The following is a 25,698-nucleotide window of genomic DNA, read 5'->3' as shown; positions in this document are numbered from 1 at the left end:
AAGGCTGTAAACCATGCTGGAAAAGACTCTGCAAGCACCTGCGCTCAATACCCGCCGCAATGTGCTGATGTTCCTGGTCCCGTCACTCATCGGGATCCTGCTGTTCATGACCCCCGTCATCTATGACGGAAACGTCACCATACCCGTCGCCGTGCTGGCGAAGCTGGTACAGACGGTGTTTGCCGATTATCTGGTGGCCATGGTCAGTGCCATCATCACCACCACCATGTTGATGACGCTGGTTGCCTGGTTGTTCAAGCCGGCCATCCTGGTCAGGCGCCCCTTCCTCAACAGCCTGTTCAATGTCTCCCCCTTCTGGGCCTGCGTGCGGGTGCTGGGCGGCGTGTTCGTGCTGTTGACCTTCTTCGAGACCGGGCCCGAGGCGCTGCGCTCCGGTGCCACCGGTGGCCTGGTGCTGCACGATCTGCTGCCTGTGCTGTTCTCGGTGTTCATTTTCGCCGGTCTGCTGTTGCCCTTGCTGCTGGACTTCGGTCTGCTGGAGTTCGTCGGCACCATGATGACCCGCATCATGCGCCCAGTGTTCCGCCTGCCGGGCCGTTCCGCCGTGGATTGCTTCGCTTCCTGGCTGGGGGATGGCAGTGTCGGCATTCTGCTGACCAGCAAGCAGTACGAAGGCAAGTTCTACACCCAGCGTGAGGCTGCCGTCATAGGCACCACCTTCTCGGCGGTTTCCATTACCTTCTGTCTGGTGGTGATCTCCCAGGTCCGACTGGAACACATGTTCGTGCCCTTCTACCTGACCGTCTGCCTGGCCGGTGTGGTGGCTGCCATAGTCGTGCCACGCCTGCCGCCGCTCTCCTGGAAGAAGGACGTCTATGCCGATGGCACCCCCCTGTGCCGTCAGCAGGAGTCAGTGCCTCATGAGCACAGCGTGCTGAGCTATGGCTATGAGCGGGCGCTGACCAAGGCCGAAAGCATGACGGACATGGGCGCGGTGGCGCGAGAAGGTGTGAAGAACGCACTCGACATGGTGTTCGGCGTGTTGCCTGTGGTGATGGCCATAGGGACTTGTGCCCTGATGCTGGCCGAGCACACCTCCATCTTCAACTGGTTGGGGGCGCCCTTTGTGCCCTTGCTGGAGCTGCTGCAACTGCCGGATGCGGAAGCCGCCTCCAAGACCATCATGGTGGGCTTCGCCGACATGTTCATCCCGGCCGTGCTGGCCTCTACCATAGAGAGCGACATCACCCGCTTCGTGATCGCCGCCATGTCGGTCACCCAGCTCATCTATATGTCGGAAGTGGGTGCCCTGCTGCTGGGCAGCAAGATCCCGGTCAAGCTGTGGGAGCTGTTTGTCATCTTCCTGCTGCGCACCCTGGTCACGCTGCCGGTCATCGCCGGTGTGGCGCATCTGTTGTTCTAGGGCAGTTGTTCTGGATGCAAAACGGTCAACCTGGGTTGGCCGTTTTTTGTGGTCGGCATTAGACCAAAGTGAGTCTTTTTAATAGTGGGGTTTTACATTAATGTAACAAGCTGAAAAAAGCGTGCCAGCCGAGCAGTAGGCAATTCAAATCGAACGTGGCCAGGAGTCACCCCATGACCTCACTGCTCAGCTACAGGGCCGGTCCTTGCGATCAGCCCCTGCTTCATCAGACCATAGGCGAATACCTGCAAGAGATAGCCGAACGCTTTCCCGAACGGCCCGCCGTTGTGGTGCGCCACCAGCAGATCCGCTGGAACTACCGCGAATACCTGACCCAGATAGACAGGCTGGCGTTGGGCTTGCTGGCGCTCGGCATCCAGCCGGGGGACAGGGTCGGCATCTGGTCACCAAACAACATAGAGTGGTGTCTGGTGCAGTTCGCCACCGCCCGCATCGGCGCCATCATGGTCTGCATCAATCCCGCCTACCGCAGCTACGAGCTGGAGTTTGCCATCAACAACGTGGGCTGCCGTGCCCTCATCTGTGCCAGTGCCTTCAAGGGCAGCGACTACCTCGCCATGCTCAATGAGCTGGCTCCGGAACTGGCCAGTGCGCCGCCAGGGCAGCTGGTCAGCGCCCGCTTGCCGAGCCTGGCGATGGTGATCCGGCTCGGGGAGGAGGACAGCGCCGGCATGCTCAACTTCGGTGCCGTGCTGGCGCTGGGGGACGAGCAGGATCCGGCCCGGCTTGCCCGGGTGGCGGCCGGCCTCAAGCCGGACGATGCCATCAACATCCAGTTCACCTCGGGCACCACGGGCAACCCCAAGGGCGCGACCTTGAGCCACGGCAACATACTCAACAACGGCCGCCAGGTGGCGCGGGGCATGGCGTTCAGCGAGCAGGACAGGCTCTGCATACCTGTGCCGCTCTATCACTGTTTCGGCATGGTGCTCGGCAACCTGGTCTGCATCAGCGTGGGGGCCTGCGCCCTGTTTCCATCGGAGGCGTTCGACCCTGTGGCGGCCCTGCAGATGGTGAGCGAGGAGCGTTGCACCGCCCTGCACGGCGTGCCGACCATGTTCATCGCCGAGCTGGAGCTGCCCGGCTTTGCGGAGTTTGATCTCTCCTCCCTGCGCACCGGCATCATGGCCGGGGCCATCTGCCCCGAGCCCTTGATGCGCAAGGTGCAGACCCTGATGCACATGACCGAGGTGACCATAGCCTACGGCCAGACAGAGTGCAGCCCGATCAACCACATGACCGCCATCGATGCGCCGCTGGACAAGCGGGTCACCACGGTTGGCCGCGCCCTCGATCACACCGAGATCAAGCTGGTTGACCCGAGCGGCGAGACGGTGGCCATCGGCGAGCGGGGGGAGATCTGCTGTCGCAGCAAGGGGGTGATGCAGGGTTACTGGCAGGATCCTGCCAAGACGGCGGAGACCATAGACGAGGAGGGTTGGCTGCATTCGGGGGACATCGGCATCATGGACGAAGAGGGCTATGTGCAGATCGTCGGGCGCAGCAAGGAGCTGATCATCCGTGGTGGCGAGAACATCTATCCGCGCGAGATAGAGGAGCGGCTCTACGACCATCCGGCGGTGCAGGATGCGGCCGTGTTCGGGGTCGACAGCGAGCGCTATGGCGAGGAGGTGTGCGCCTGGGTCAAGCTCAGGCCCGGGCAGGAGGTCAGCGAGGAGGAGCTCAAGCACTTCCTGTCGGCCCGCATCGCCTACTTCAAGGTACCCAGGCATATCCGCTTCGTGGAGGAGTACCCCATGACGGTGACCGGCAAGCTGCAGAAGTTCAAGATGCGGGAGGCAATGAGCGATGAGCTGGCCCGTCAGCATGTCGAGGCGACGCGCTGAGGCTGTTCTGGTGCAACGAAAAAGGGCCCGCGGGCCCTTTTTCGTTGCCGGCTGCTTGCTAGCGCGGCGTGATGCTCAAGTCCGTGGGGCACTGAATGGTCAGCGAATGGACTGTACTGGCCACGCGATAAGGCTTGCCCGCCTTGTAGAGCTTCCTCTCCTCGTCATAGCTGCCCGTCGTGTACTGGGTGGAGTAGAGCGTCTGCTGACGGCGATCCGTCTCCTTGTAACCCTGGGGGCAGGTCTGGTTGGCCTGATTGAAACAGGCCGCCATGCTGCTGCACTCGATATAGAAGCCGTGCTGGCTGGCATCGGCCAGGTGCACCGGGGTGACGGTGGGCGGGGGAGGCGACAACAGGGAGCAGCCGGACAGCGCCAGTGCGCCCAGCATGATGAGATGTTTTGACATGGATAACCTGAACAGTGTGGTGTGACAAAGAGTGAGGGGGAGTCTTTTGCTCCCCCTTCGCTATAGGGGCACAGTTATAACCAAGCCGGTGCGCTCAGACCAGCGCACAAATGTAAGAAAATATGATCCCGCCCTACGTCAGCGCGGCCAGCAGGGCGGTTTCATCCACCTGATCCAGCTGCTCGGGGGCGAGGAAACGCTCGGCATAGTCGCGCCAGATGCCGCTGCCGACGAACAGGGCAAACAGCGCCGGGTCTATGTGCTGCTCGCGCACCATGCTCTGCATGATGGCCAGCGACTGGGCCACCGTCTTGCCTGACTTGTAGGGGCGATCGCTGGCGGTCAGCGCCTCGAAGATGTCTGCGATGGCCATGATGCGGGCCGGAATGCTCATCTGCTGCCCCAGCAACTGACGGGGATAACCCTTGCCGTCCATGCGTTCATGGTGACCGCCGGCGATCTCGGGCACGCTGCGCAGGTGGCGCGGGAAGGGGAGCCGCTCCAGCATGCGGATGGTCTGGATGATGTGTTCGTTGATCTTGTAGCGCTCCTCCTCGGTGAGGGTGCCGCGGCCTATGGCCAGGTTGTAGCGCTCCCCCCGGTTGTAGAGATGGGTGGGCACCTTGACCTTGAAACCCCAGGAGTTGTGCTCATCCAGGCGGTCGTGAACAGGGCGGGGAATGAGGTGGGCCGCCTTGTCGGCCAGCAGAGGCTCGACGCAGGGCAGCGGCGCGGCGGACTCGCTCTGGCGCAGCTTGAGTTCCTCCCGGCTGATGCCGAGTCTGTCATCCAGGGTGCGCAGCCAGGTGCGGCTGGCGATGGCATCCAGCCGTGTCAGCTTCTCCGGCGCCATCCACTCGCCCCCCAGGTTGCACTCGGCGACGAAGGCAAACTCCTGGTCCAGGGTACTCCAGAGCGGCGCCACCTCCGCTCTGGCCGCTTCCCGTTCTGACGCCGGCAGGCGGGCCGCCAGCGCCTCTATGTAACCGTCGCGCTTGAGCACCTCGAAGCGGGTGCGGATCTCGTGGATCCGGTCGTAGAGGGTCTCCAGCTTGGTGGCTTTGTCGACCACGAACTCCGGCGTGGTGACCTTGCCGCAGTCGTGCAGCCAGCTCGCGATATGGATGGCCTCCCACTCCTCCTCATTGAGCCGAAAGTCGGCGAACGGGCCCTGCTGCTGGGCACAGGCCGCCTCGGTCAGCATCCGGGTCAGCTCGGGCACGCGCTGGCAGTGACCCCCTGTGTAGGGGCTCTTGGCATCGATCGCGCCGGCCATCAGCTCGATGAAGGACTCCAGCAGCTGTTTCTGCTCCTCCAGCAGGCGCTGGTTCTCGATGGCGGAGGCCGAGGTGCCCGCCAGCGCCTCGATCAGGCTGATGCGCGAGGCCAGCTCGCGGGCGGAGCAGTCGGGCAGGATCAGCAGCAGGCAGCCGATCAGCTCCTGTCTATGGTTGCGCAGGGGCTCGGCCACCAGCTGGCAGGGGCCGGGGAAGGGGCCCCAGCTCGCCAGATACTGCCGCCAGCCGCGCTCGTCGACGGCTAGGGTGAGCCGCTCTGTCTGGGCCAGCTTGCCGAGCAGCGCCTCCTGCCAGGGGACTTGCCCGGCGGGCAGGGCTTGCTGTCGCCAGCTCGCCTGGACCGCCACCATGCTCTGCTCCTGGGCCAGGTAGAGGCAGCCCCCTTGGGCCTGCACCGCGGCTATGGTCTCCTGAAGTATGCGGCTGAGCAGGGAGTCGAAGCGGTGTTCGGCCGCCAGCGCCCGGCCCATGTTCATGAAGTTGCCCAGGGTCAGCCGCATGCCGGACATGGTACGGGCCAGATCGTCGATCTCGCGGATCGCCGACTCAGGCACCCGGCTCTCGCCGAAGTCGAAGTGCTGGATCCGCTCCGCCTCCTGGGTCAGGGCCAGCAGCGGGGTGGCGGTACGGCGGGAGACCAGCCAGATCACCGGCAGCAGCAACAGCAAGCCCGCCAGCGCCCAGCCGAGATTGACCAGTGCCTCGTCGCGGGCCTGCTGGTAGAGCAGATCGGCCGACACCAGCAGAGCGATATGGAAGGGGGAACCCTCGCCGAGGGGGGAGAGGTTGACTAGCCAGTCGCTGTCATCGGCGGCGGTCAGGTTCAGTTCCACCGGACTGCTCAGCAGGGCGGGTTGGCTGCTGATCTGCTGTTGCAGCCGGGTCAGCACGGGATGGGACAGCGCCGACAGCGTGGGCAGCTGGCTCAGCTGCTCGAAGCTGGGCAGATGCCTGGGATCGGCGGCCAGCAGGGTGGCGTATTCGTCGAACAGGATCACCTGGCTCTGCGTTGGCAAGTGCAGCTTGCCGATCAGGGCCGACAGCCCCTCGACGCTGGTATCCAGCCCGATCACCGCCCGTCTGTCATCGCTCTCCACCGCCAGCGTCATGCCAGGCTCCTTGGTGGTAAAGAAGAGATAGGGACTGGTCGTGGCGATCCCCGTGCGCCAGCGTGCCTGCTTGTACCAGTCGCGGCTGCGGGGATCAAACTGGTACAGGGGCATGGCCCGGCGCTCGAGCAGGGTCAGCCGCTGATCGAAGTAGAGAAACTCCCCCTTGCCCTGATGCAGGCTCTGCACCAGCAGGGTGCTGGCGGCGGGCACCTTGTCCAGCTGGGCTCTGGCCCGTCCGGTCAGCTTGCGCACCAGGAAGAAGTCGCCATCCTCATAGCCGGCGTAGACGGCCCCATAGCTGGGGCTGTTGGCCAGCACCTCCGCCAGTTGCGGCAGGTAGCCCAGGCGAGCATCCAGGCTGGTCATGGCCGCCAGCTGGCCGCTGCGCAGCAGGCTCAGCGACATGCGGGCCGGTCGCTCGTTCAGCTGGAGTGCGAGGGACAACTGCTCCCGGTATTGCAGGAAGTTCTGTCGCTCATGCTCCAGCCCCTGGCGTGCCCCTTGCTGGAACTGCAACGCTATGAGGGCGCTGCCCAGCAGGGTAAACAGCAGGATGAAGAGGGTGGCGATATGCACATAGAAGGGTTTACGACCTGGCCTGGCACTTGTCATGGACGCATCCTTGTCACACGGGCGATTGCAGAGACGATCAACTACCAGTGTGCCAACAGGATGACAGAAAACACAATAAATGATTGAGCGGTATCAGGATATGGCGTCGGATGTGACGGCCCCTGGCGGGGCCGTCTTGGGGGTCACGCCAGTACGGCGGCGGGGACCAGGTTGACGGGGGCGTCTTTCACCTCGTGCCAAACCTGATGGCTGTCCTGGTACTTGTAGTTGGCCGTGCCTGACTTCCAGTCTTCGCTGAGCACCATGCGCAGCTCGAAGTTGGGCTGGATCACGGGGCCGATCCCGCCACCCTGCGGCCACTTGATGATGGGATAACCCTGGGCGGTTACCAGGATATGGCACAGCTTGGGCATGACACACATATAGGTGTACTGGCCCTTCAGTTCGGAGGCCATGTCCAGCGGTGGATTGGTTGCCTGGGTCAGGTGAGCGACGCCGTTCACCGTCTCCCCCGGGGTATAGACGGCCAGGTTCAGGTGCAGCAGTTGTGCTCCCGGCATGGCTTTGCCAATCTCGAAAGAGGCGAGGAAGAGGCCGGTCTTGGTGTCTGTGATTGCATTCATGCCTGTATTCTCCTGCAAGAAGAGGGTGGGTGTAGCTCACAACCAGATGACGAGCCACAGCATGCTAGCGCCTGCGGCCGGAGAGGGTAACTGTGCAACTTGTCAGTTGACGCCCCGTCAGGGCTGGCATAGCACCACCCCACCTGATGCCAGGGCAGGGTAAATCAGGTGTGCGGCCTGTGTGACGCTTTCGGTTGTCGGCCTGCCAGAGATTGAGCGGGGGCAATTCGCCGGCCCGATGCGTGATTCATTCAGGTATCTCGTGCTACATTGCCCTCCTTGTTACTGGTCTGTGAATCAATGGAGTGACCCATGTCTGCCATCCCCTATTCCGTGCTCGATCTGGTGCCCGTCCCCGAAGGATCCCAGCCGGCCGAGTCGTTCCGTCGTTCGCGCGAGTTGGCACAACATGCCGAGCGCTGGGGCTACCTGCGTTATTGGCTGGCCGAACACCACAACATGCCGGGCATCGCCAGCGCCGCCACCTCTGTGCTGATCGGCCACCTGGCGGGTGCCACCAACACACTGCGGATCGGCGCCGGCGGCATCATGCTGCCGAACCATTCGCCGCTGGTGATCGCCGAGCAGTTCGGCACCCTGGCCTCGCTCTACCCTGATCGCATCGATCTGGGGCTGGGCCGGGCGCCCGGCACAGATCAGCGCACCATGCAGGCGCTGCGGCGTCAGCGCAGCGGCGAGGTGGACGAGTTCCCGGCGGATGTGCGCGAACTGATGAGCTACTTTGGGGACGAGGCGGGAGCGGTACAGGCGGTGCCGGGTCAGGGACTGCACCTGCCCATCTGGTTACTGGGCTCCAGCCTCTACAGCGCCCAGCTGGCGGCGGCCATGGGGCTGCCATTCGGCTTTGCCTCCCACTTCGCCCCCGCCCTGTTGTTGCAGGCGCTGGAGATCTACCGTACCCAGTACCGCCCTTCGGCGCGCTGGCCCAAGCCTTATGCCGTGGTCTGCATCAACATGATCGCCGCCGACAGCGAGCGGGAAGCCCGCTTCCAGTTCACCACTGTGCAGCAGCAGTTCCTGCGTCTCTACCGCGGTGACGCGGGCAAGCTGCCCGCGCCCGTGATCAAGCTGGGAGAAGAGTGGTCACCCCGCGAACTGATGGCGATGGAGCAGACCCTGGCCCGCTCCCTGGTCGGCGATCCGGAGCGGGTGCGTCACGGCCTCAAGGCGCTGCTGGCCGAGACCCGGGCCGATGAGCTGATGTTCAACGGCCCCATCGTTGATCACCAGGCCCGTCTGCGCTCTTTCGAGATTGCGGCCGAGCTGATGAATAGCCTGTAAGCTGTCAGGCAGGGCTTGTCACTGTGGCGGGTCGAGCCAGGTGCTTGGCCCGCCGACTGACAACAGTGCTCATAACATGTTTTCAACGTATTGATTTTAAAGGATAGTCAGGTTGATGTCGGGCATCTGTCGTGTCACCGCCCTCCACTCAGGCCCTATGCTGGCCCTGTCAATCACCACAAGGAGCTCATGATGATCGTCAGGAAGTTGAGATTGCAGCGGGGTTGGTCCCAGGATCAATTGGCGACCCTGACTGGCCTGAGCGTTCGCACCATACAGCGGATCGAACAGGGTCAGCAGCCCGGACTGGAGTCTCTCAAGGCCCTGGCCTCCGTCTTTGAACTTGATGTGGCTCAGTTAGACGGGACGCAACAACAGGAGCGCGAGATGAGAGGGAATGAAACCATGGGTCAGGATGCGGTACAGGTGTCGGCAGAGGAGCGGGCGGCCATGCGTTATGTGGAGGGGCTCAAGGGCTTCTACTACCACATTGCCAGCTATGTGCTGGTAATTTGCGGGCTGTTTGTCATCAACTACCTCAGCAATCCGGATTATATCTGGGCCTGGTGGCCGGCGCTGGGTTGGGGATTGGGGTTGATCTCCCATGCCATCAATTTGTTCCAGCCCTTCAAGTTGTTCGGGCCCGAGTGGGAACGGCGTCAGATAGAGAAACGGCTGGGACGCAAGTTGTAATATCTTCCACTGCGAGTTAAGCGTGGTTTTAAATTTATTTTATGAATAGCTAATTAAATGGTTTGTGGCAAGTACTGTTAGATTTCTCCATTGATTACAAAGGAGGGGACATGTTTTTTGTAAATATCATTGTTGGCACTCCAATATGGGTCTGGATCTTATTTGCCGTCTTGATAGTAAATGGGATCAGTGCATTAAATGATAGAGAGATGGAGATTCAAAATTTGTTCGTTATGCCATTGTTTTTTCTCTTATGGGGAGGAATCAGTGTGAGCTATGACCTAGCCTTCTCGTTCTGGGGGTTAGTAGCCATGGTGGTGGGGTTAGTGCTCGGTTGTGGATGTGGTTGGTGTATCTTGAGTCGTGGTCCACAGTTAAAAAGTAAAGAGGGAAGTGATCTGATTATCTGGCCTGGTACTTCATGGGTTATTATATATGTGATGATTGCTTTTATTACAAAGTACACGTTGAATGCTTTTCTTAATGTAGATCCAGAATTGAGGGGGTCATTATCTTTCAATCTTTTATTTGGCTTTTTAAGTGGGCTGATTAGTGGTGTGCTCTGGGGCAGAGCGTTGAAATTATATTTAATTTTTAAACAAGAAAAATAATGTTTTTAATTGTGTGATTTTCAACAGATATACGTCATATATTAATTTATATATCGTGATTTATATGTTTTAAATACATTTAAATTGGTGGGAGATGAATAGCTCTTTATATCTGAAGTAGAAAGCCCGACATCGCGTCGGGCTTATTACTAAAAGTATTCACTGAGCAAGCTTATTTGGCGTGAGTGGGGCAGGGTGTCGCTATCAGGGCATCGTCTTCATAACGCCACAGGGTGAGACTGTTGCCCCAGACGCAGCCGGTATCCAGCGCCTTGATATCCTGCTTGCCGGTGTTGCCCATCAGGGCCGCCCAGTGGCCGAACACCAGTATGGGGTCATCCACGTGGTGTTCACGCTGCTCGAACCAGGGGCGCAGGCCGGGTGTGGATTCCGTGGGACCCTTCTTGCACTTGAACTCGAGCCGGCCGTCGAAATAGCAGAAGCGCATGCGGGTGAAGGTGTTGATGATGTAGCGGTAACGCTCGATACCGGCCAGATCCTCACTCCAGCCATCGGGCAGATCGCCATACATGTTGTGCAGCAGCCAGCTGTACTGATCACCGCGCAGCAGACTCTCCACCTCGCGGGCACAGTTGCGCGCCGTGCGGGCGTCCCAGGCGGGGGAGATGCCGGCATGCACCATCATGATGGGCAGGTCAGGATGCTCCGCCAGCAGGGGGCGATGACGCAGCCACTCCAGCAGTTCGTCCCGATCCGGGGCCTCCATCAGGGCCTGAAGCTTGTCCTTCTTCTTGAGCGGCGCGACACCATCGGCTACCGCCAGCAGGTGCAGGTCGTGGTTGCCGAGCACTGTGACGGCGCGGCTTCCCAGTGACTTGACGAAGCGCAGTGTGTTGAGGGAGTCCGGACCGCGGGCGACTAGGTCACCACAGAGCCAGAGCACATCGTTGCCGGGATCGAACTCGGCCAGATCCAGCAGACGGCGCAAGTCGTCATAACAGCCCTGGATATCGCCAACAAAACAGTTCGCCATGAAACCTCAATTAATAATGTGGGGGACGGCCAGCGTAAAAGGCGCTATGGGCGCCTCGAACTGCTGTCCCGACGCATCTTGCAGGGTGTAGCTCCCTTCCATCACCCCCAGCGGGGTGGCGAGTGGCACGCCGCTCTGATAGCGAAAGGTCTCCCCTTCCGCAATCAGGGGCTGCTCCCCGACGATGCCGGGGCCCTCGACTTCCAGCATCTTGCCATTGGCATCCGTGATGAGCCAGCGCCGGTGCAGCAGCTGCGCCGGGCCGGGCCCCAGATTCTCAATTTCGATCAGATAGTGGAACTGGTAAGGGTCTTGGGTATCCGCCACATAACTGGGGTATGGGCGGATCACTATGTGCGGGTGTGCCACGGGATCAGGCCTGTTGCTGATCCGCCAGCCAGTTGGCGATCATGACGAACTGCTCCAGGGAGAGATTCTCCGGGCGCAGGTTGCCATCGATGCCAAGCTTGGTCAGCTGGGCGTCCGTGATGAAGTTGGCGAAGCTGTTGCGGATGGTCTTGCGGCGCTGGCCAAAGCCTTCGGTACAGACGCGGCTCAGGCAGCGGATGTCTTTGGCGACGATTGTCGGGTTCTTGTGCGGCACCAGACGGACCACGGCAGAATCCACTTTCGGTGCTGGCTTGAAGGCGCCAGGGCCCACTTCCAGTACCGGGATCACCTGGCAGTAGTACTGCACCATGACGCTCAGACGGCCATAGGCCTTGCTGCCCGGACCGGCGGACATCCGCAGGACCACTTCCTTTTGCAGCATGAAGTGCATGTCTTCGACCCGGTCGGCGAAATCGCACAGGTGGAAGATGAGCGGGGTTGAGATGTTGTAGGGCAGGTTGCCGAAGATGCGCAGCGGCCCCTTGCCTTCCCCCATCAGGGTGCCGAAGTCGAAGCGCATGGCGTCGGCCTCGATCACGGTCAGCTTGTCCTTGAGGGTCGGATGCTCACGCAGGCGCGCGGCCAGATCCCGGTCAAGCTCGACCACCGTCATCTTGTCCATCTGGGAGGCGACCGGTTCAGTCAGCGCGGCCAGACCGGGACCTATCTCCACCAGGTTCTGACCCGGCTGCGGATTGATGGCGGCCACTATCTGATCGATCACATAGCGGTCGTGTAAGAAGTTCTGACCGAAACGCTTACGGGCTGTGTGGCCCATGTGCACCTTGTTGCTCTGCACCTTACTGCTCATATCTTTTTTTCTCTACCATCTTGATGGCGTGGTTAATCGCGGTGATCAGACTGCCCGGATCCGCCAGGCCCTTGCCTGCCAGATCCAGCGCAGTGCCGTGATCCACCGAAGTGCGGATGAAAGGAAGTCCAAGGGTGATATTGACCGAACTGCCGAAGCCCTTGTATTTGAGCACGGGCAGTCCTTGGTCGTGGTACATGGCGAGTACCGCATCCGCATCCTTGAGGTATTTGTCCTGGAACAGGGTATCGGCCGGCAGCGGGCCGACCAGATCTATCCCCTCCTGGCGCAAGCCGGCCAGGGCGGGTTCGATCACGTCAATCTCTTCACGGCCGAGATGGCCCCCTTCCCCGGCATGGGGATTGAGGCCGCAGACGTAAATTCGGGGCTTGGCGATGCCAAACTTGGTTTTGAGATCCGCATCCAGGATGCGGATCACCTTGCCGAGCCTATCTTCGGTGATCGCCATCGCCACGTAGGCCAGCGGGATGTGAGTGGTCGCCAGCGCCACCCGCAAGCCTTCCGTCGCCAGCAGCATCACCACATCGGCGGTGCCCGACTGCTGGGCGAAGAACTCGGTATGACCGCTGAACGAGACACCCGCCTGGTTGATGATCCCCTTGTGCACCGGGCCGGTCACCACGGCGGCGAACTCGCCGCTGAGGTTGCCGTCGCAGGCGCGCTGCAGGGTCGCCAGCACATAGGCGCCATTGCCTTCATCGAGTTCACCCGGCACCACGGGGGCGCCCAGGGTGACCGGACAGAGGGTCAGGGTGCCCGCCCGCTGCGGCTGGACAGGAGCCTTGGCGTCATAGGGTTCCAGCTCGATGGGCAGCCCCAGCAGGGCGGCCCGTTCGAGCATAAGGGCGGGATTAGCGATCACCACCAGCTGGTGGGGCCAATCCTGCTGGGCTATCTGCAGCACCAGATCCGGGCCAATCCCGGCCGGTTCACCCGGCGTGACGGCGAGACGACGACAGCTCATCAGCTGCCGGCGCCTTCGATCTGGATGTAGGCCTCGTCACGCAGCTCGTCCAGCCAGGCCTGGGACTCTTCGGTGAAGCGACGGTTGAAGATCAGCTGATAGGCGCGCTGTTCCTGGGCCTTGTTGGTGGCATCCTGGCTGCGACGCTCTTCCAGCTGGACAATGTGCCAGCCGTGGGTCGTGCGGAAGGGGGCGCTCAGCTCACCCGGCTTGAGGCGGTTGACCATGTCGCGGAATTCCGGCACGTAGACGTTGGGATCAGACCAGCCCAGCTCGCCGCCCTGCACTGCAGAGCCCGGATCTTCGGAATACTTCTCCGCCAGGCTGGCGAAGCTGGCCTTGCCGCTCTTGATGTCGTGCAGTATGCCGTCCAGCATGCCCTTGGCTTTCTCTTCACTCAGGATGATGGAGGGCTTGATCAGGATGTGGCGGGCGCGCACTTCGGTCTGCACGACCTGCTGCTGACCCTTGGCATCGAACACCTTGATGATGTGCAGACCGGCGCCCGAGCGCAGCGGACCCACTATGTCACCTTTCTTGGCGCCCTGTACCGCTTCGGCCATCAGGGTCGGCATCTCTTGCGGGCTCATCCAGCCCCAGTCGCCCCCTTCCAGCGCCTTGGGACCGTTGCTCTCGGCAATGGCCAGCTTGCGGAAGTCGGCTCCTTGCTTGAGGGCGGCCAGGATGCGCTCAATCTTGCTCTTGGCGGTGTTGAGCTGCTCGGCGCTCGGGTTGTCCGGCAGGGCAATCTGGATATGGCCGACATGGTACTGCTGTTGCTGCTGGCCCTGCTTGGCGAGTATGTCCACCACCTGCTTGACCTCCTGCTCGGAGATGTTGATGCGGCGGCGCACCTGGTTGCGGCGCACCTCGTTCATCAGTATCTCGCGGCGCACCTCTTCCCGGTACTGGGCATAGGTCAGCCCTTCGCGGGCCAGCTGGGCACGCAGCTGCTCCACCGTCATCTTGTTGTCGGCGGCTATGCTCTGGATGGCTTGCTCCAGCTGGGTGTCGCTGATCTTGAGGCCCTGACGATCCGCCAATTGCAGCTGCAGGCTCTCCTGGATCAGGCGATCCAGCGCCTGCTTGCGCAGGGTGGCATCGTCAGGCAGGGATTGACCGCTCTCCTGGGCCGAGCTTTTGACTTTCTGTACCAGGGCGTCCTGCTGGCTGGCCAGCACCACGTCCTTGTTGACCACGGCAAGCACCTTGTCCATCAGCTCGGGGGCGGCGAAGGCACCCTGACTCATGGCTCCGAACAGGCCTGCAGTCAGCAGGGAAATCAACGTCTTCTTCATATCCATCTCTCAAGGCGTTTGCCAGACCGGTTACTGGTCTCGCAGGTTAAACGGACGAATGTAAGGCAGTGCTTCGGTGTCCAGGGAGGTGCCCTTGGTGCCGGTACCCACGCTACCCAATCCTTTCATTTCAAACTGAATACCGAAACTGCGCTCGGCTGTGGACGTATTGTTCACGTTGTTGGGCGTATTGACCCACTCCAGGTTGAAGTTGATGCTCCAGCAGCAGGAGTCGTACTTCAGACCTACCTTACGGTCAGACTTCACGCTCTGATTGAGCTCCTGATAGTAACCCCCGTACAGGTGCCACTGATCGTTGAGCGGGGTGGTCAACAGCAGGCCGATCTGGTTGAGGTCGGTGACCTCGTTATTGGTGTTTGGCACAAGGTTGGCATCGCGCACGAAACGATGGTTCAGCTGGCTGATCAGCTTCTCGCGGCGATACTCGACGGCGCTGTTGGCAGAGCTGAAGCGGCTCTGGTCCACATCATATTGCGCGCCGGCATGGGCAAACCACTGTTCATTGATCTTGGCATCCCCCTCGAAGGAGAGCGGGGAGCGGGTATTGGTGGTCAGAGCATCGCTGGGGTAGAGCTTGACCCTGGGCGCAACAAAATCGAAAGCTTGGGCAACAGCCAGCCGAATTCGTTCATCGCCGGCACCATCATATATCCGGCTGGTGACGCCGACCGACAGACGGTTGGAGTCGCTGATACGATCCAGACCGGCGTAGCGGCGATCGCTGAACAGGCTGTAGTAGTCCTGGCGCATGGTGGTGGAGTCATAGACGCCTATGTTGTCCTGATCCTTGTAGGGCACATAGAGGTACTGGAACTCGGGCTCCAGGGTCTGGTTGGCGTCGCCGTCAAACCAGTTCTGGTTGCGCTCGAAGGTCATGCCGCCCTTGAGGCGGAAGGAGGGCAGGGTCCGGGTGATGATGCCTTCGTCCAGGGTGACGCCGCTTGCACCCGCAGGGGTGAAGCGGCTGACGAAGGTGGAGCTCATGTTGTCCGGCACTTCCTGATCGTAACGGGTGTACATCAGCTTGTACTGGCTGTCGAGGTAGTAGCCCGCCTCGTCGATCAGCGGCATGGTCAGGGTCGGGGCCGTGTAGACCCGGGTACCCGTGTAGGCGCTGCCCTGGTTCTGCTCTATGGCCTGGGCATTGTTGTAACCGAACTTGGTGATTTCGGTATTCCAGGCCAGATCATACCAGCTGCCCTGCTGGTAGTAGTTGTGATCGATGCGCGGCATCAGCTCGTGGGGCTGCTGGGCGCTTGCCAGCAGTATCTGGTAGGTCCGCACCTCGGTGTTGATGTTCCAGTTGGGCTGGAAGTAGCCGGCCATCAGGGATTGCTGCAACTGGTTGTCGACCTGGGTGCCCACCTTGGGGGAGAAGTCGTTGAAGTAGTTGTAATCCCGATCCCGCACCTTGGTGTAGTCCACCGACACCCGCATCGCATTGTCCATGAACATGGAAGTGTGGTGTGCGTTCAACAGGTAGCGATGACCATCTGAGAGATAATCGTTGAGGCTGGGAGTCTCGTCGTACTGCTTGTCGTTTGCCAGGTTCTCGAAATAGAGGCTGCCTACGTGGGTCGGATCCGGCATGTAGCGAAACTCGACCTGCTCCATCAGGCCCCGTCTGTCCATGAAGCGGGAGGTGATGGTGGCGTCGTAGTTGGGCGCTATGTTCCAGTAAAACGGCTGGGTGATGTCCATGCCGTTCTTGGAGCTCTGGGTATACCCCGGGTAGAGCAGGCCCGTCTTGCGCTCATCCTTGATGGGGAAGTTGATATAGGGGAAGTAGAAGACCGGATAGTCATAGAGCCAGAGGCTGGCGTTCCAAGCTTCCCCGAACACCTCTGTCTGATCTATGTCTATGCTGCCCGCTTTGAGGGTCCACACTTCCTGGCCCGGCGGGCAGGTGGTGTACTGGGCCCCTTCCAGGGTGATGTTCTGGTTGTTGTTGGTCATGGTGACCCGGTCGGCGGAGCCGCGCACCGGCGAACCATGCACCTGATACTTGCCCTCTTCCAGCTCGGAATTCTTGGTATCCAGGTTGGATTTAAGGGTCTTGTCACTGGTGACAGTGATCTGGCCATCGTTGTAATAGATGTTGCCGATGGCGATGACATCCCGGCTCTTCTGATCGAGCTCGGCATAATCTGAGTCAAATTTGCGCACACCCTGGCGAACCTTGACGTCGCCCTGATAGACGGCGGTGCCGCCCTGCTTGGCCTCGAGCCGATCCGCATCCACTTCGACGGGTTGGGCGTTGGCATCCTTGTCCGGGGCCAGCCGCTCTATCTTGGGAACATAGTCATAGCAGAGCCCGTCCAGGATCCCGGTGGCGGGCGGCGGCGTCAGCGGTGCCGCCTGCACCATGGCAGGGGTCAGGGCTGGAACAAGGCTGATGGTCAGGGCGATGGGATAAGCGTACCCCAGTGTCCATTTTGTCATGTGAAAGACTCGCGCAATCCGTGGTAGCTACGGCTGATTCAAGACATGCATTTTACGACAGGATTCATCGAGTTGACATTGCATGTCATTGCTTTATGTTAGCCGGCAATGATAAAGCATTATTGCGGCCAGGGCTAACAGCCAAGTGCTGCTTTCCAATTTGGTCCCCGACTTATGTACGATCGCGATTCCCTGCTATTGCAATGGGCGCGCCGGATCTCCGGTGATGCCAACCTTCAGTTGACCCTGATTTCCGGTGACGCCAGTTTTCGCCGCTACCACCGTGGCGCTGGCCTGGTGTGGGTAGATGCCAATCCGAAAACTGAAAAAAATCATGAATTCGTTCGCAATGCGGCTGCCCTGCACGCCGTGGGGCTGCTGGCGCCCGAGGTCAGGGCGGTGGACTACGAGCAGGGCCTGCTGGCGGTGACGGATCTGGGGGATACCCAGCTTATCGGCTGTCTGGATGTGCACAACGTGCAGGCCTGGTATGGCAAGGCCATAGTGCTGCTGCCCCGGCTGGGGGCTGTGGATCTGGTGCTGGAACCCTTCGACGCAGCCTTCATGGCCCGTGAAAACAGCATATTTCCCGAGTGGTTGCTGGGTCATCACCTGCAATTGCAGCTCAGCGAGGCCGAGCAACGGCTGCTGGATGACACCTTCGCCTGCCTCACCGCCAACAACCTGGCCCAGCCGCAGGGGGTGATGCACCGGGATTTTCACAGCCGCAACCTGATGGTGTGTGGTGGCGACAGGCCCGAGACCAGCACCCTGGCCATCATCGATTTTCAGGACATGGTCATCGGGCCTCTTAGCTATGACCTGGTTTCGCTGCTCAAGGATTGTTACGTGCGCTGGCCGGATGCGGTGATCGAACAGGGCATGCAGCAGGGCTTCGATACCCTGCAGCAGGCGGGACTGCTTGGCGAACTCGACTATGCCAGTTTCCGTCGCCATGCCGACCTGACCGGCATGCAGCGTCACCTGAAGGCGGCGGGCATCTTCACCCGCCTCTACCATCGCGACGGCAAATCCGGTTACCTCAAGGACATTCCCCGCACCCTGGGCTATGTGGTGGACGCGTGCCACCAGCATGGCGCCACCTATCCCGTGCTGGCCCGTTTCGGCCTGTGGCTGGAGCAGGTGGTGCTGCCCGGGATCAACCGCACAGCGCAGGTGACACCATGAAGGCGATGATCCTGGCCGCCGGCCGTGGCGAGCGCATGCGCCCGCTCACCGACAGCCTGCCCAAGCCGCTGCTGGCGGTGGGGGGCAAGCCGCTCATAGTGCACCATATCGAGAAGCTCGCGGCGGCCGGGGTGACCACACTTGTCATCAACCATGCCTGGCTCGGCCACAAGCTGGTGGAGGCGCTCGGTGACGGCAGTGCGTTCGGGGTCCAGATTCACTGGTCGGCAGAGGCGAGTGCGCTGGAAACCGCCGGTGGCATAGTGCAGGCGTTGCCCCTGCTCGGCCCTGCGCCTTTTCTGGTGATCAACGGCGATACCTGGCTCGACCTGGACTATCGCACCCTGGTGACCCAGCCACTGGGGGAGGATCTGGCCCACCTCTGGCTGGTGCCCAATCCACCCCAGCATCCAGGCGGGGATTTCTCTCTTAACGCGGGTCGGGTACAGGATGCGCCGGCCTTCACCTTCAGCGGTATCGGGCTCTATGACCCCGCCGCTTTTGCCGACTTGTCGCCGGGTGCGCGCAAGCTGGCCCCCCTGCTGCGCGACTGGATGGCGCAAGGCCGGGTTGGTGGCACCATGCTGGCCGGCGAATGGCGGGACATAGGCACTGTCTCGCGGCTGCGCGAGCTGGATGACCAGCTGCTGGGGCACTCTCATTAACATCACGAGGTCTTGAACCATGCGTATTTGGGGTAAGGTGCTTGGCGCCTTCTTCGGTTTTCTGCTCGGCAACATCTTTGGTGCCCTGCTTGGCCTCTGGATCGGCCATCGTTTCGATCGGGGCATGGGTATTCGGGGGGCGTTCCAGCGTGGCCCCAGTCAGCAACAGCAGGCGGTTTTCTTCCACGCCACCTTCGCCGTCATGGGCCATATCGCCAAGGCGAGCGGCCAGGTCACAGAGCAGGAGATCCGGGTCGCGTCCAACCTGATGGATCGGATGCGGCTGGTGGGCGAGCAGCGGGCCCGCGCCCAGGAGTCGTTCCGGCTGGGCAAGGAGGCCGGGTTCCCGCTGCAGGAAACCCTGGCCGAATTCCGCCGTGCCAGCCTGGGGCAGCGCGACATTTTGCGCTTCTTCCTGGAGGTGCAGCTGCAGGCCGCCTTTGCCGATGGCAAGGTCGAGGCCAACGAGCGCGCCATACTGCACACCATCGCCGATGAGCTGGGTTTCAGCCGCATCGAGCTGGCCCGGATCCTGGCCATGGCCGAGGCGCAGATGAACTTCTTCAACCGGGCTCACGGCGGCCAGTATCAGGACGGTGGGCACGGCGGGCAGCAGTACCGGCAGGAGGCGCCCTCCAAGGATCGCCTCAAGGATGCCTACCAGCTGCTTGGAGTGAGCGAGAACGACAGCGATCAGGATATCAAGCGCGCCTACCGCAAGGAGATGAGCAAGCATCATCCGGACAAGCTGGCCGCCAAGGGGCTGCCGCCCGAGATGATGGAGATGGCGAAGGAGAAGACCCAGGAGATACAGCAGGCCTGGGAGTGGATCCGCGAGGCGCGCGGTATTCGCTGAGTGCCGTTATCTGTCAGCCATAAAAAATGCCCGTCGATGACGGGCATTTTTGTGTGAGAAAGTCAGGCTTAGTGGCTGTCGACCCAGACGAACTTGAGCACGAACAGCAGGGCCACCACCAGCACGCAGGGGTTGATCTCGCGCCAGCGGCCTGTGCCCGCCTTCATCACGCAGTAGGAGATGAAGCCCACGGCGATCCCCTCTGTGATGGAGAAGCTGAACGGCATCATGACGGCTGTCATAAAGGCCGGTACCGCTTCGGTCAGGTCTTCCCACTTCACCCGGGTCAGCTCGGAGCACATCAGCACGCCCACATAGATGAGGGCGCCGGCGGCAGCATAGGCAGGCACCATGGCGGCAACCGGGGAGAAGAAGATCGCCAGCAGGAACAGCACGCCGACCACTATGGCGGTCAGACCGGTACGGCCGCCGACGGCAACGCCTGAGCTGCTCTCGATAAAGGCGGTGACCGAGGAGGTGCCCATGAAGGCGCCGCACACCGAGCTCACGCTGTCCACCAGCAGTGCCTGCTTCATGCGCGGGAAGTGGCCCTTGTCATCGGCCAGCTTGGCGCGGTTGGTGACGCCGATCAGGGTGCCTGACGAGTCAAACAGGTTGACCAGCATGAAGGAGAAGATGATCCCCGCGAGGCTGATGTCCAGCGACCCCATCAGATCCAGCTGGCCGAATACCGGCGTTATGCTCGGCGGCATGGAGACGAAGCCCTTGAAGGTGACATCGCCAAACAGCCAGCCCAGGGTGGTGGTCACCACTATGGCGATCAGCACGGCGGAGTGAACGCCGCGGGCGGAGAAGATGCAGATCAGGAAGAAACCGAGCAGACCCAGCAGGCAGGGCAGGGAGGTGAGGTTGCCCACCGTCACCATAGTAGCGGGGCTGGCCACTACTATGCCGGCGTTGTGCAGGCCGAGCAGGGCGATCAACAGGCCGATGCCGGCCGTGATGCCGACCCGCAGGGTGAGCGGTATGTTGGCGATCAGCCAGTAGCGCACCCGCAGCAGGGTCAGGATCAACAGACCCAGGGCGCCCCAGAAGATGGTGCCCATGCCGACCTGCCAGGAGTACCCCATGCCGGCCACCACCACGAAGGCGAAGAAGGCGTTCAGCCCCATGGCGGGGGCCAGGGCGATGGGCAGATTGGCCAGCAGGCCCATCAGTATGCTGCCGATGCCGGCGATGAGGCAGGTGGTGACGAACACCGCCTGGGTGTCCATGCCCGCATTGGAGAGGATCTGCGGGTTGACGAACACTATGTAGACCATGGTCAGGAAGGTGGTGATGCCGGCGATGACCTCGGTGCGGGCCGTGGTGCCATGGCCTTGCAGGGCAAACAGACGCTCAAGCAATCCTTGCCCGGCGGCCTGTGTGGGGGCCTGGTGTGGTTGATTCATGTTGGATTCCAATAGGTGACGTGAAATAAGCAGCAGGGGAAAGGGCCATCCCATCCATGCGGGAGTGGTTGCCCTGTTTCTGGTGGTTAAGTGACCAGACTCGTCCTGATACCGTGACAGCGCGCACATTTTCACACAGGCGGCGCCGTTTACAAACCCCGGATCTGCGAAGCGGATCAATGAATAGAGCAAAAATTCAAACGTTTGCTATTTAAGCATGAAAAAAGGTTCTCGCTAGAGAACCTTTTTTCGGGAAGAGGGGACTTAAAGTGTCTTGAAGTAACGCTCCACCAGCTGGGCCAGCACAGAGTCGAGTCTATCCTGCACCTCTCCCAGCTCCCGACCGACACGGCGCAGAAACAGGCTGGCCTGCTCCTCGGTCAGCTTGCGTCCCTCGATGAAGAACTCCTGCTCCGGCAACTGCTTGTCGTAGCGCGGGATCAGCACCCAGCTCACCAGGTCAGGATCGATGACAGAGAAAATCTTGGCGGCGGCGACACAGAAGGTCTCGATATGCTCCTTGCCATCCGGTCCCAGGCAGCCGGGCTCGACCCGGATCTGGATGGTGAGTTTCTTCTCTGTGGGGGTCTGGGTCGTCATCTTGCTACATCCATGCAAAGGCATCCGTCTTGGATTGTATGCCAAAAGGCAATAGAAAGGGGAGCCTGAGCTCCCCTTGTGACGCCGTCACCCTTATTTGGTGATGCGCTTGTACTTGGCGCGGTGAGGCTGGACTGCCTCGGCGCCGTAGGTCTTCTTCTTCCACTCTTCGTATTCGGTGAAGTTGCCTTCGAAGAAGGCAATATTGCCCTCGTCCTGATAATCCAGGATGTGAGTGGCGATACGGTCGAGGAACCAGCGATCGTGGGAGATGACCATGGCACAACCCGGGAACTCCAGCAGGGCGTTCTCGAGGGCGCGCAGGGTTTCGATGTCCAGATCGTTGGTCGGTTCATCCAGCAGCAGCACGTTGCCGCCGGTCTGCAGCAGCTTGGCCAGATGCAGACGGCCACGTTCACCACCGGACAGCTCGCCGACGCGTTTTTGCTGATCGGCGCCCTTGAAGTTGAAACGGCCGATATAGGCACGGCTCGGGAACTCGTAGGTACCGATGCGCAGTATGTCCTGGCCGTCGGCGACCTCTTCGAACACCGTCTTCTTGTCATTCATGCTGTCGCGGAACTGATCCACCGAGGCCAGCACCACGGTATCGCCCAGGGTGATGGTGCCGGAATCCGGCTGCTCCTGACCCGACATCATGCGGAACAGGGTGGATTTACCGGCCCCGTTAGGCCCTATGATGCCGACGATGGCCCCCTTCGGAATGGCAAACGACAGATCGTCGATCAGCACGCGATCACCGTAGGATTTGCGCAGGTTGGCCACTTCCAGCACCTTGTCGCCGAGGCGGGGTCCGGGCGGAATGAACAGCTCGTTGGTCTCGTTGCGCTTCTGGTAGTCGTTGGTGTTGAGTTCTTCGAAGCGAGCCATACGGGCCTTGGACTTGGCCTGACGGCCTTTCGGGTTCTGACGAACCCACTCCAGCTCTTTCTCGATGGACTTGCGACGAGCGGCTTCGGAGCTGGCTTCCTGAGCCAGACGGGCATCTTTCTGCTCCAGCCAGGAGGAGTAGTTGCCTTCCCACGGGATACCTTCGCCGCGGTCCAGCTCCAGGATCCAGCCAGCCACGTTGTCGAGGAAGTAGCGGTCGTGGGTGATGGCCACGACTGTGCCTTCGTAGTCGTGCAGGAAGCGCTCCAGCCAGGCCACGGATTCCGCATCCAGGTGGTTGGTCGGTTCATCCAGCAGCAGCATGTCCGGCTTTTCCAGCAGCAGGCGGCAGAGGGCCACGCGACGGCGTTCACCACCGGAGAGGTGCTGGATCTTGGCGTCCCAGGCCGGCAGACGCAGGGCATCGGCCGCGCGCTCCAGCTGGTTCTCCATGTTGTGGCCACCCTGGGCCTGGATGATGGCTTCCAGCTCGCCCTGTTCGCGGGCCAGCTTGTCAAAATCCGCATCCGGATCGGCGTAGGCCGCATAGACCTCGTCGAGACGGGCCATGGCGCGTTTGACCTCGCCGATCGCCTCTTCCACCGCTTCGCGGACTGTCTGCTCCGGATCCAGCTTCGGCTCCTGGGGCAGGTAGCCGATCTTGATGCCGGGCTGCGGACGGGCTTCCCCTTCGATCTCGGTATCTATGCCGGCCATGATGCGCAGCAGGGTGGACTTACCGGCACCGTTCAGACCCAGTACGCCTATCTTGGCGCCCGGGAAGAAGCTCAAGGAGATGTTCTTGAGGATATGACGCTTGGGCGGCACTACCTTGCCGACCCGGTTCATGGTGTAAATAAATTGAGCCATTGGCTAATTCTCTTCCTTTTCAGCAGGTTAATGTCTTGGCACTAACGGACTGATGTCGTGGTGGGGCCAGGTCGGCACGCCGCCAACCCGGTTCCAAAAAACCCGTCGATTGTAAACCAATGGACAGGGGTGGGCAAAGGTGGCGCCCGGTTGGCGCCCCCCCTTTGCCGAGGCTGTCACGTCTTGCTGCATCAGCCGCGCAATCTTGGCATCATGTGGGCTTCTTTTTGTCCCGGAGTTGTCATGACCGCATCCCCCCAGGCCCCCTCACTGGCGGCCTTTCTCACCGCAATGGGATTGGACGTGGCGATGAGTGACGCCCTTTGCCAGCGCTTGCCACGACTGACCCTGAGCGCCGGTCAAGTTTTGCTGGCGCAAGGGGCACGGCAGGAGGCGGCGTTTTATGTCGAACAGGGCATAGCCCGCGCCTGTCACTACACCCGGGACGGGCAGGAGCGTTGCAAGGAGTTCTATTTCGAAGAGGAACTCTGCCTGCTCTATGACAGCTGGCTGAGTGGCGTACCTGCCCGCTACCAGCTGGAGGCACTCACGGCGCTGCAGGTGGTGCGGGTGCCGCTCGCCCTCTTGGATGAGCCGGCGTTTCAGCCCCTCTGCCTGGCCCTGCTGCGCCAGCAGCTGGGCTACAAGGAGCGCAAGGAGGCCTTTTTGCTGCTGCACTCCCCCGAGGAACGCTACCGGGAGCTCTGCCACACCTTCCCCCACTGGCCGGCGCGGCTCACTCAGGTGCAGCTCGCCAACTACATCGGCATCAGCCCGGTCACTCTGTCGCGGATCCGCCGGCGCATTAACACCGGTTAATGCCGCCCCCTTGTCATCCCCTCATGCTGCACCATTCGAAGGTGGTTGGAGGGATGGATGATGTCGCTGTTTTTGTGGTCGCAACTGGTGGTGAGCCTGGCTTTGCTGCTGGATCTATTGTCGTTTCAGCTGCGGGATCGCAGGGGGATCCTGGCTTGTCTGGCCCTCTCCTGCGCCCTCAATGCCGGCCATTTCGCGCTGTTGGGGCAGGGGGCGGCCGCCAGCCTCTTGCTGCTGGCCAGCGTGCGTTTTCTGGTCAGCATGCTGGCAACGAGCCGCGTCCTGATGTGGTTATTTATGGGGTTGGCCTGCGCCGCCGTGCTGGCGACCTATCAGGGGCCGCTGGCGCTGCTCGGCCTGCTGGGCAGCCTGCTGCAAACCCGGGCCGCCTTCTGCCAGGATGATCGCCTGCTGCGGCGCTGGATGCTGCTCGGCACCCTCTGCTGGCTAGCCAACAACCTGCTGGTGGGCTCACCGGCGGCGGTACTGATGGAGGGGCTGTTTCTGGTCAGCAATCTGGTGGGTTACTACCGCTACCATGGGCGCAAGGCGTGTGTTAGCTAGTCATATGCGGGTCCGTGTTGCCGTGTTGCTGGCTGGCCCGGTCAGGACCTTGATGGAAGTGCGGGATATTGCGGCTGGTTTGGGTTTGGCGGTGGATCTGGGTAGGCAAGGCAAAGAGGCCGCCATTGTGGCGGCCTCTTTGGCGTATCAGGCTTTGTTGAAGCCGTTGATGAGCGCCTTTGCGTAATCGATGACGAACTGCTGGCAGTGGATGGCCGTTTGGGGATCGAACTCCTCGTCATGGAGATCCGTATTGGAGAGCACCCGGATCCCGACAAAGGGCACCTTGTAGGCCTCGGCCACCAGGGCGGCGGAGGAGGTCTCCATCTCTTCTGCTGCGGTGTTGTAGGTCTGGTGCAGCCAGTTGATGCGGGCCACCTGCCGGTTCCACTCGTCGGCGGTACCTATGATGCCAGGGACTACGCGACCGTGCTGATAGCGCTCGGCTATGCCGAGGGCGCGGCCGACCAGCTCGGGGTCACCGGCAAACGAGCTGTGCTCCACCAGCTTGCCCTTGTCCCGCAGGCGCATGGTCACATCGAAGTTGTGCCATTTGCTCGGGTCGACCCCCTGCCCGGCCGGGGCAAGGTCGCTGCGATAGGCGCCCATGTTGAAGCTCCTGGTGCCTATGACGATATCTCCCCGGTGCAGCGCCGGATCATGGCCGCCCGCCGTGCCCTGGTTGATGATGAGGCGCGGATGAAAGTGCTCTATGCCGAGGGTGGTGGCGGCAGCGGCATTGGCCAGCCCCACCTCGGTGCGGGAGATGACCACAGGATAGCCAGAGATAGTGCCCTGCCAGTATGTCCAGGCCCCCACGGTCAGCTCCTTCTTGTCTTTCAGGGCGGCCACCAGGGTCTCCACTTCGACGTCCATGGCTCCCTGGATCAGGATGGGGGCGGGGGTCGGGCTGGCCGCCGTGACGGCAGAGGAGAAGAGGGCAAACAGTGTGAGCAGACGCGAGCAGCGTTTGATGAAGTTCATGGGTTACCTGTTGGTCTTGCGAGGAAGCGCAGGAT

General features: G+C 61.3%; 23 protein-coding genes. 10 read left to right on the top strand and 13 right to left on the bottom strand.

The genetic code is table 11. The annotated features are described in order from the left end of the window. The first annotated feature begins 13 nt into the window (after nucleotides 1-13). Together AACW87_RS15605 and AACW87_RS15600 are read left to right on the top strand one after the other, a co-directional pair. Nucleotides 14-1,384 carry a YjiH family protein gene (locus AACW87_RS15605; protein WP_241325494.1) on the top strand — a complete coding sequence of 457 codons (1,371 nt, stop codon included), beginning with the start codon at nucleotides 14-16 and terminating at the stop codon, nucleotides 1,382-1,384. Nucleotides 1,385-1,557: 173 nt separating this feature from the next. Next, on the top strand, nucleotides 1,558-3,252 hold the full coding sequence (locus tag AACW87_RS15600) for an AMP-binding protein (protein WP_241325493.1): 1,695 nt from the start codon (nucleotides 1,558-1,560) through the stop codon (nucleotides 3,250-3,252). 58 nt (nucleotides 3,253-3,310) lie between these two features. Here the strand turns inward: AACW87_RS15600 and AACW87_RS15595 are convergent, their stop codons facing one another. The 3 genes from AACW87_RS15595 to AACW87_RS15585 form a co-directional block, all read right to left on the bottom strand. Further along, nucleotides 3,311-3,661, bottom strand: a complete 351-nt coding sequence (locus AACW87_RS15595; RefSeq protein WP_241325492.1) for a hypothetical protein — start codon at nucleotides 3,659-3,661, stop codon at nucleotides 3,311-3,313. A gap of 133 nt (nucleotides 3,662-3,794) precedes the next feature. After that, on the bottom strand, nucleotides 3,795-6,767 hold the full coding sequence (locus tag AACW87_RS15590; protein ID WP_241325519.1) for an HD domain-containing phosphohydrolase: 2,973 nt from the start codon (nucleotides 6,765-6,767) through the stop codon (nucleotides 3,795-3,797). A 59-nt stretch (nucleotides 6,768-6,826) separates the two neighbouring features. Next, nucleotides 6,827-7,267 carry a DUF1842 domain-containing protein gene (locus AACW87_RS15585; RefSeq protein ID WP_043135146.1) on the bottom strand — a complete coding sequence of 147 codons (441 nt, stop codon included), beginning with the start codon at nucleotides 7,265-7,267 and terminating at the stop codon, nucleotides 6,827-6,829. 312 nt (nucleotides 7,268-7,579) lie between these two features. Between AACW87_RS15585 and AACW87_RS15580 the strand changes: the two genes are divergently transcribed. The 3 genes from AACW87_RS15580 to AACW87_RS15570 all read left to right on the top strand — a co-directional run bounded on the left by AACW87_RS15580 (nucleotide 7,580) and on the right by AACW87_RS15570 (nucleotide 9,873). After that, a complete protein-coding gene (locus AACW87_RS15580; RefSeq protein WP_241325491.1) occupies nucleotides 7,580-8,569 on the top strand; it encodes a luciferase-like monooxygenase in 990 nt (329 codons plus the stop codon). A 192-nt stretch (nucleotides 8,570-8,761) separates the two neighbouring features. Beyond that, nucleotides 8,762-9,262, top strand: a complete 501-nt coding sequence (locus tag AACW87_RS15575; RefSeq protein WP_043135144.1) for a 2TM domain-containing protein — start codon at nucleotides 8,762-8,764, stop codon at nucleotides 9,260-9,262. A gap of 110 nt (nucleotides 9,263-9,372) precedes the next feature. Beyond that, entirely contained in the window at nucleotides 9,373-9,873 is a 501-nt protein-coding gene (locus AACW87_RS15570; protein WP_241325490.1) for a DUF6622 family protein, read from the top strand. Nucleotides 9,874-10,045: 172 nt separating this feature from the next. Here AACW87_RS15570 and AACW87_RS15565 read toward each other — a convergent pair whose 3' ends face one another. Genes AACW87_RS15565 through lptD form a run of 6 tightly spaced genes read right to left on the bottom strand, consistent with a single transcriptional unit; the run spans nucleotide 10,046 to nucleotide 16,814 of the window. Beyond that, nucleotides 10,046-10,867 carry a symmetrical bis(5'-nucleosyl)-tetraphosphatase gene (locus tag AACW87_RS15565; RefSeq protein ID WP_043135143.1) on the bottom strand — a complete coding sequence of 274 codons (822 nt, stop codon included), beginning with the start codon at nucleotides 10,865-10,867 and terminating at the stop codon, nucleotides 10,046-10,048. Between the two features lie 6 nt (nucleotides 10,868-10,873). Then, nucleotides 10,874-11,236: a Co2+/Mg2+ efflux protein ApaG gene (gene apaG, locus AACW87_RS15560; RefSeq protein WP_241325489.1), complete on the bottom strand. Its 363-nt coding sequence runs from the start codon at nucleotides 11,234-11,236 to the stop codon at nucleotides 10,874-10,876. A 4-nt stretch (nucleotides 11,237-11,240) separates the two neighbouring features. Next, nucleotides 11,241-12,068: a 16S rRNA (adenine(1518)-N(6)/adenine(1519)-N(6))-dimethyltransferase RsmA gene (rsmA, locus tag AACW87_RS15555; RefSeq protein WP_181003594.1), complete on the bottom strand. Its 828-nt coding sequence runs from the start codon at nucleotides 12,066-12,068 to the stop codon at nucleotides 11,241-11,243. Continuing rightward, nucleotides 12,058-13,053, bottom strand: coding sequence for a 4-hydroxythreonine-4-phosphate dehydrogenase PdxA (gene pdxA / locus AACW87_RS15550; RefSeq protein WP_241325487.1), 996 nt, complete (start codon nucleotides 13,051-13,053; stop codon nucleotides 12,058-12,060). The genes rsmA and pdxA overlap by 11 nt, the downstream gene beginning before the upstream one ends. Further along, a complete protein-coding gene (gene surA / locus AACW87_RS15545) occupies nucleotides 13,053-14,351 on the bottom strand; it encodes a peptidylprolyl isomerase SurA (RefSeq protein ID WP_103471526.1) in 1,299 nt (432 codons plus the stop codon). Before surA ends, pdxA begins: the two co-directional genes overlap by 1 nt. A 30-nt stretch (nucleotides 14,352-14,381) precedes the next feature. Continuing rightward, the gene (gene lptD, locus AACW87_RS15540; RefSeq protein ID WP_241325486.1) at nucleotides 14,382-16,814 is read right to left on the bottom strand and encodes an LPS assembly protein LptD; all 2,433 of its coding nucleotides are present in this window, start codon (nucleotides 16,812-16,814) and stop codon (nucleotides 14,382-14,384) included. 174 nt (nucleotides 16,815-16,988) lie between these two features. Between lptD and AACW87_RS15535 the strand changes: the two genes are divergently transcribed. Genes AACW87_RS15535 through djlA form a run of 3 tightly spaced genes read left to right on the top strand, consistent with a single transcriptional unit; the run spans nucleotide 16,989 to nucleotide 19,523 of the window. After that, nucleotides 16,989-18,002 carry an aminoglycoside phosphotransferase family protein gene (locus tag AACW87_RS15535; RefSeq protein WP_241325485.1) on the top strand — a complete coding sequence of 338 codons (1,014 nt, stop codon included), beginning with the start codon at nucleotides 16,989-16,991 and terminating at the stop codon, nucleotides 18,000-18,002. Next, nucleotides 17,999-18,667: an N-acetylmuramate alpha-1-phosphate uridylyltransferase MurU gene (murU, locus tag AACW87_RS15530; RefSeq protein WP_241325484.1), complete on the top strand. Its 669-nt coding sequence runs from the start codon at nucleotides 17,999-18,001 to the stop codon at nucleotides 18,665-18,667. Before AACW87_RS15535 ends, murU begins: the two co-directional genes overlap by 4 nt. A 19-nt stretch (nucleotides 18,668-18,686) precedes the next feature. Continuing rightward, entirely contained in the window at nucleotides 18,687-19,523 is an 837-nt protein-coding gene (djlA, locus tag AACW87_RS15525) for a co-chaperone DjlA (RefSeq protein ID WP_241325483.1), read from the top strand. Nucleotides 19,524-19,591: 68 nt separating this feature from the next. Here the strand turns inward: djlA and AACW87_RS15520 are convergent, their stop codons facing one another. The 3 genes from AACW87_RS15520 to ettA all read right to left on the bottom strand — a co-directional run bounded on the left by AACW87_RS15520 (nucleotide 19,592) and on the right by ettA (nucleotide 23,296). Then, the gene (locus tag AACW87_RS15520) at nucleotides 19,592-20,935 is read right to left on the bottom strand and encodes an NCS2 family permease (RefSeq protein ID WP_241325482.1); all 1,344 of its coding nucleotides are present in this window, start codon (nucleotides 20,933-20,935) and stop codon (nucleotides 19,592-19,594) included. Nucleotides 20,936-21,199: 264 nt separating this feature from the next. Beyond that, nucleotides 21,200-21,535 (bottom strand): hypothetical protein, encoded by a 336-nt coding sequence (locus tag AACW87_RS15515; protein WP_043135129.1) that lies wholly within the window; start codon nucleotides 21,533-21,535, stop codon nucleotides 21,200-21,202. A 93-nt stretch (nucleotides 21,536-21,628) separates the two neighbouring features. Continuing rightward, on the bottom strand, nucleotides 21,629-23,296 hold the full coding sequence (gene ettA / locus AACW87_RS15510) for an energy-dependent translational throttle protein EttA (RefSeq protein WP_241325481.1): 1,668 nt from the start codon (nucleotides 23,294-23,296) through the stop codon (nucleotides 21,629-21,631). Nucleotides 23,297-23,539: 243 nt separating this feature from the next. Here ettA and AACW87_RS15505 point away from each other — a divergent pair, with 243 nt between their 5' ends. Beyond that, nucleotides 23,540-24,115 (top strand): Crp/Fnr family transcriptional regulator, encoded by a 576-nt coding sequence (locus AACW87_RS15505; protein WP_241325480.1) that lies wholly within the window; start codon nucleotides 23,540-23,542, stop codon nucleotides 24,113-24,115. Nucleotides 24,116-24,172: 57 nt separating this feature from the next. Continuing rightward, the gene (locus AACW87_RS15500; protein WP_241325478.1) at nucleotides 24,173-24,679 is read left to right on the top strand and encodes a YgjV family protein; all 507 of its coding nucleotides are present in this window, start codon (nucleotides 24,173-24,175) and stop codon (nucleotides 24,677-24,679) included. A gap of 147 nt (nucleotides 24,680-24,826) precedes the next feature. Here AACW87_RS15500 and AACW87_RS15495 read toward each other — a convergent pair whose 3' ends face one another. Beyond that, on the bottom strand, nucleotides 24,827-25,663 hold the full coding sequence (locus tag AACW87_RS15495; RefSeq protein WP_241325477.1) for a phosphorylase family protein: 837 nt from the start codon (nucleotides 25,661-25,663) through the stop codon (nucleotides 24,827-24,829). Nucleotides 25,664-25,698: the final 35 nt, after the last annotated feature.

It is taken from the genome of Aeromonas sp. MR7 (genome assembly GCF_963899385.1).
Classification (GTDB): Bacteria; Pseudomonadota; Gammaproteobacteria; order Enterobacterales; family Aeromonadaceae; genus Aeromonas; species Aeromonas bestiarum.
The sequence above is the reverse complement of the archived record's forward strand: the minus strand, read 5'-3'. Positions and strand labels throughout refer to the sequence as shown.

Excerpts from the sequence above, each read along its gene's own strand:
- AACW87_RS15605 (WP_241325494.1), top strand. The coding sequence starts at position 14 with ATGCTGGAAAAGACTCTGCAAGCACCTGCGCTCAATACCCGCCGCAAT.
- AACW87_RS15600 (WP_241325493.1), top strand. The coding sequence starts at position 1,558 with ATGACCTCACTGCTCAGCTACAGGGCCGGTCCTTGCGATCAGCCCCTG.
- AACW87_RS15595 (WP_241325492.1), bottom strand. The coding sequence starts at position 3,661 with ATGTCAAAACATCTCATCATGCTGGGCGCACTGGCGCTGTCCGGCTGC.
- AACW87_RS15585 (WP_043135146.1), bottom strand. The coding sequence starts at position 7,267 with ATGAATGCAATCACAGACACCAAGACCGGCCTCTTCCTCGCCTCTTTC.
- AACW87_RS15580 (WP_241325491.1), top strand. The coding sequence starts at position 7,580 with ATGTCTGCCATCCCCTATTCCGTGCTCGATCTGGTGCCCGTCCCCGAA.
- AACW87_RS15575 (WP_043135144.1), top strand. The coding sequence starts at position 8,762 with ATGATCGTCAGGAAGTTGAGATTGCAGCGGGGTTGGTCCCAGGATCAA.
- AACW87_RS15570 (WP_241325490.1), top strand. The coding sequence starts at position 9,373 with ATGTTTTTTGTAAATATCATTGTTGGCACTCCAATATGGGTCTGGATC.
- AACW87_RS15565 (WP_043135143.1), bottom strand. The coding sequence starts at position 10,867 with ATGGCGAACTGTTTTGTTGGCGATATCCAGGGCTGTTATGACGACTTG.
- rsmA (WP_181003594.1), bottom strand. The coding sequence starts at position 12,068 with ATGAGCAGTAAGGTGCAGAGCAACAAGGTGCACATGGGCCACACAGCC.
- pdxA (WP_241325487.1), bottom strand. The coding sequence starts at position 13,053 with ATGAGCTGTCGTCGTCTCGCCGTCACGCCGGGTGAACCGGCCGGGATT.
- surA (WP_103471526.1), bottom strand. The coding sequence starts at position 14,351 with ATGAAGAAGACGTTGATTTCCCTGCTGACTGCAGGCCTGTTCGGAGCC.
- lptD (WP_241325486.1), bottom strand. The coding sequence starts at position 16,814 with ATGACAAAATGGACACTGGGGTACGCTTATCCCATCGCCCTGACCATC.
- AACW87_RS15535 (WP_241325485.1), top strand. The coding sequence starts at position 16,989 with ATGTACGATCGCGATTCCCTGCTATTGCAATGGGCGCGCCGGATCTCC.
- murU (WP_241325484.1), top strand. The coding sequence starts at position 17,999 with ATGAAGGCGATGATCCTGGCCGCCGGCCGTGGCGAGCGCATGCGCCCG.
- djlA (WP_241325483.1), top strand. The coding sequence starts at position 18,687 with ATGCGTATTTGGGGTAAGGTGCTTGGCGCCTTCTTCGGTTTTCTGCTC.
- AACW87_RS15520 (WP_241325482.1), bottom strand. The coding sequence starts at position 20,935 with ATGAATCAACCACACCAGGCCCCCACACAGGCCGCCGGGCAAGGATTG.
- AACW87_RS15515 (WP_043135129.1), bottom strand. The coding sequence starts at position 21,535 with ATGACGACCCAGACCCCCACAGAGAAGAAACTCACCATCCAGATCCGG.
- ettA (WP_241325481.1), bottom strand. The coding sequence starts at position 23,296 with ATGGCTCAATTTATTTACACCATGAACCGGGTCGGCAAGGTAGTGCCG.
- AACW87_RS15505 (WP_241325480.1), top strand. The coding sequence starts at position 23,540 with ATGACCGCATCCCCCCAGGCCCCCTCACTGGCGGCCTTTCTCACCGCA.
- AACW87_RS15500 (WP_241325478.1), top strand. The coding sequence starts at position 24,173 with ATGATGTCGCTGTTTTTGTGGTCGCAACTGGTGGTGAGCCTGGCTTTG.
- AACW87_RS15495 (WP_241325477.1), bottom strand. The coding sequence starts at position 25,663 with ATGAACTTCATCAAACGCTGCTCGCGTCTGCTCACACTGTTTGCCCTC.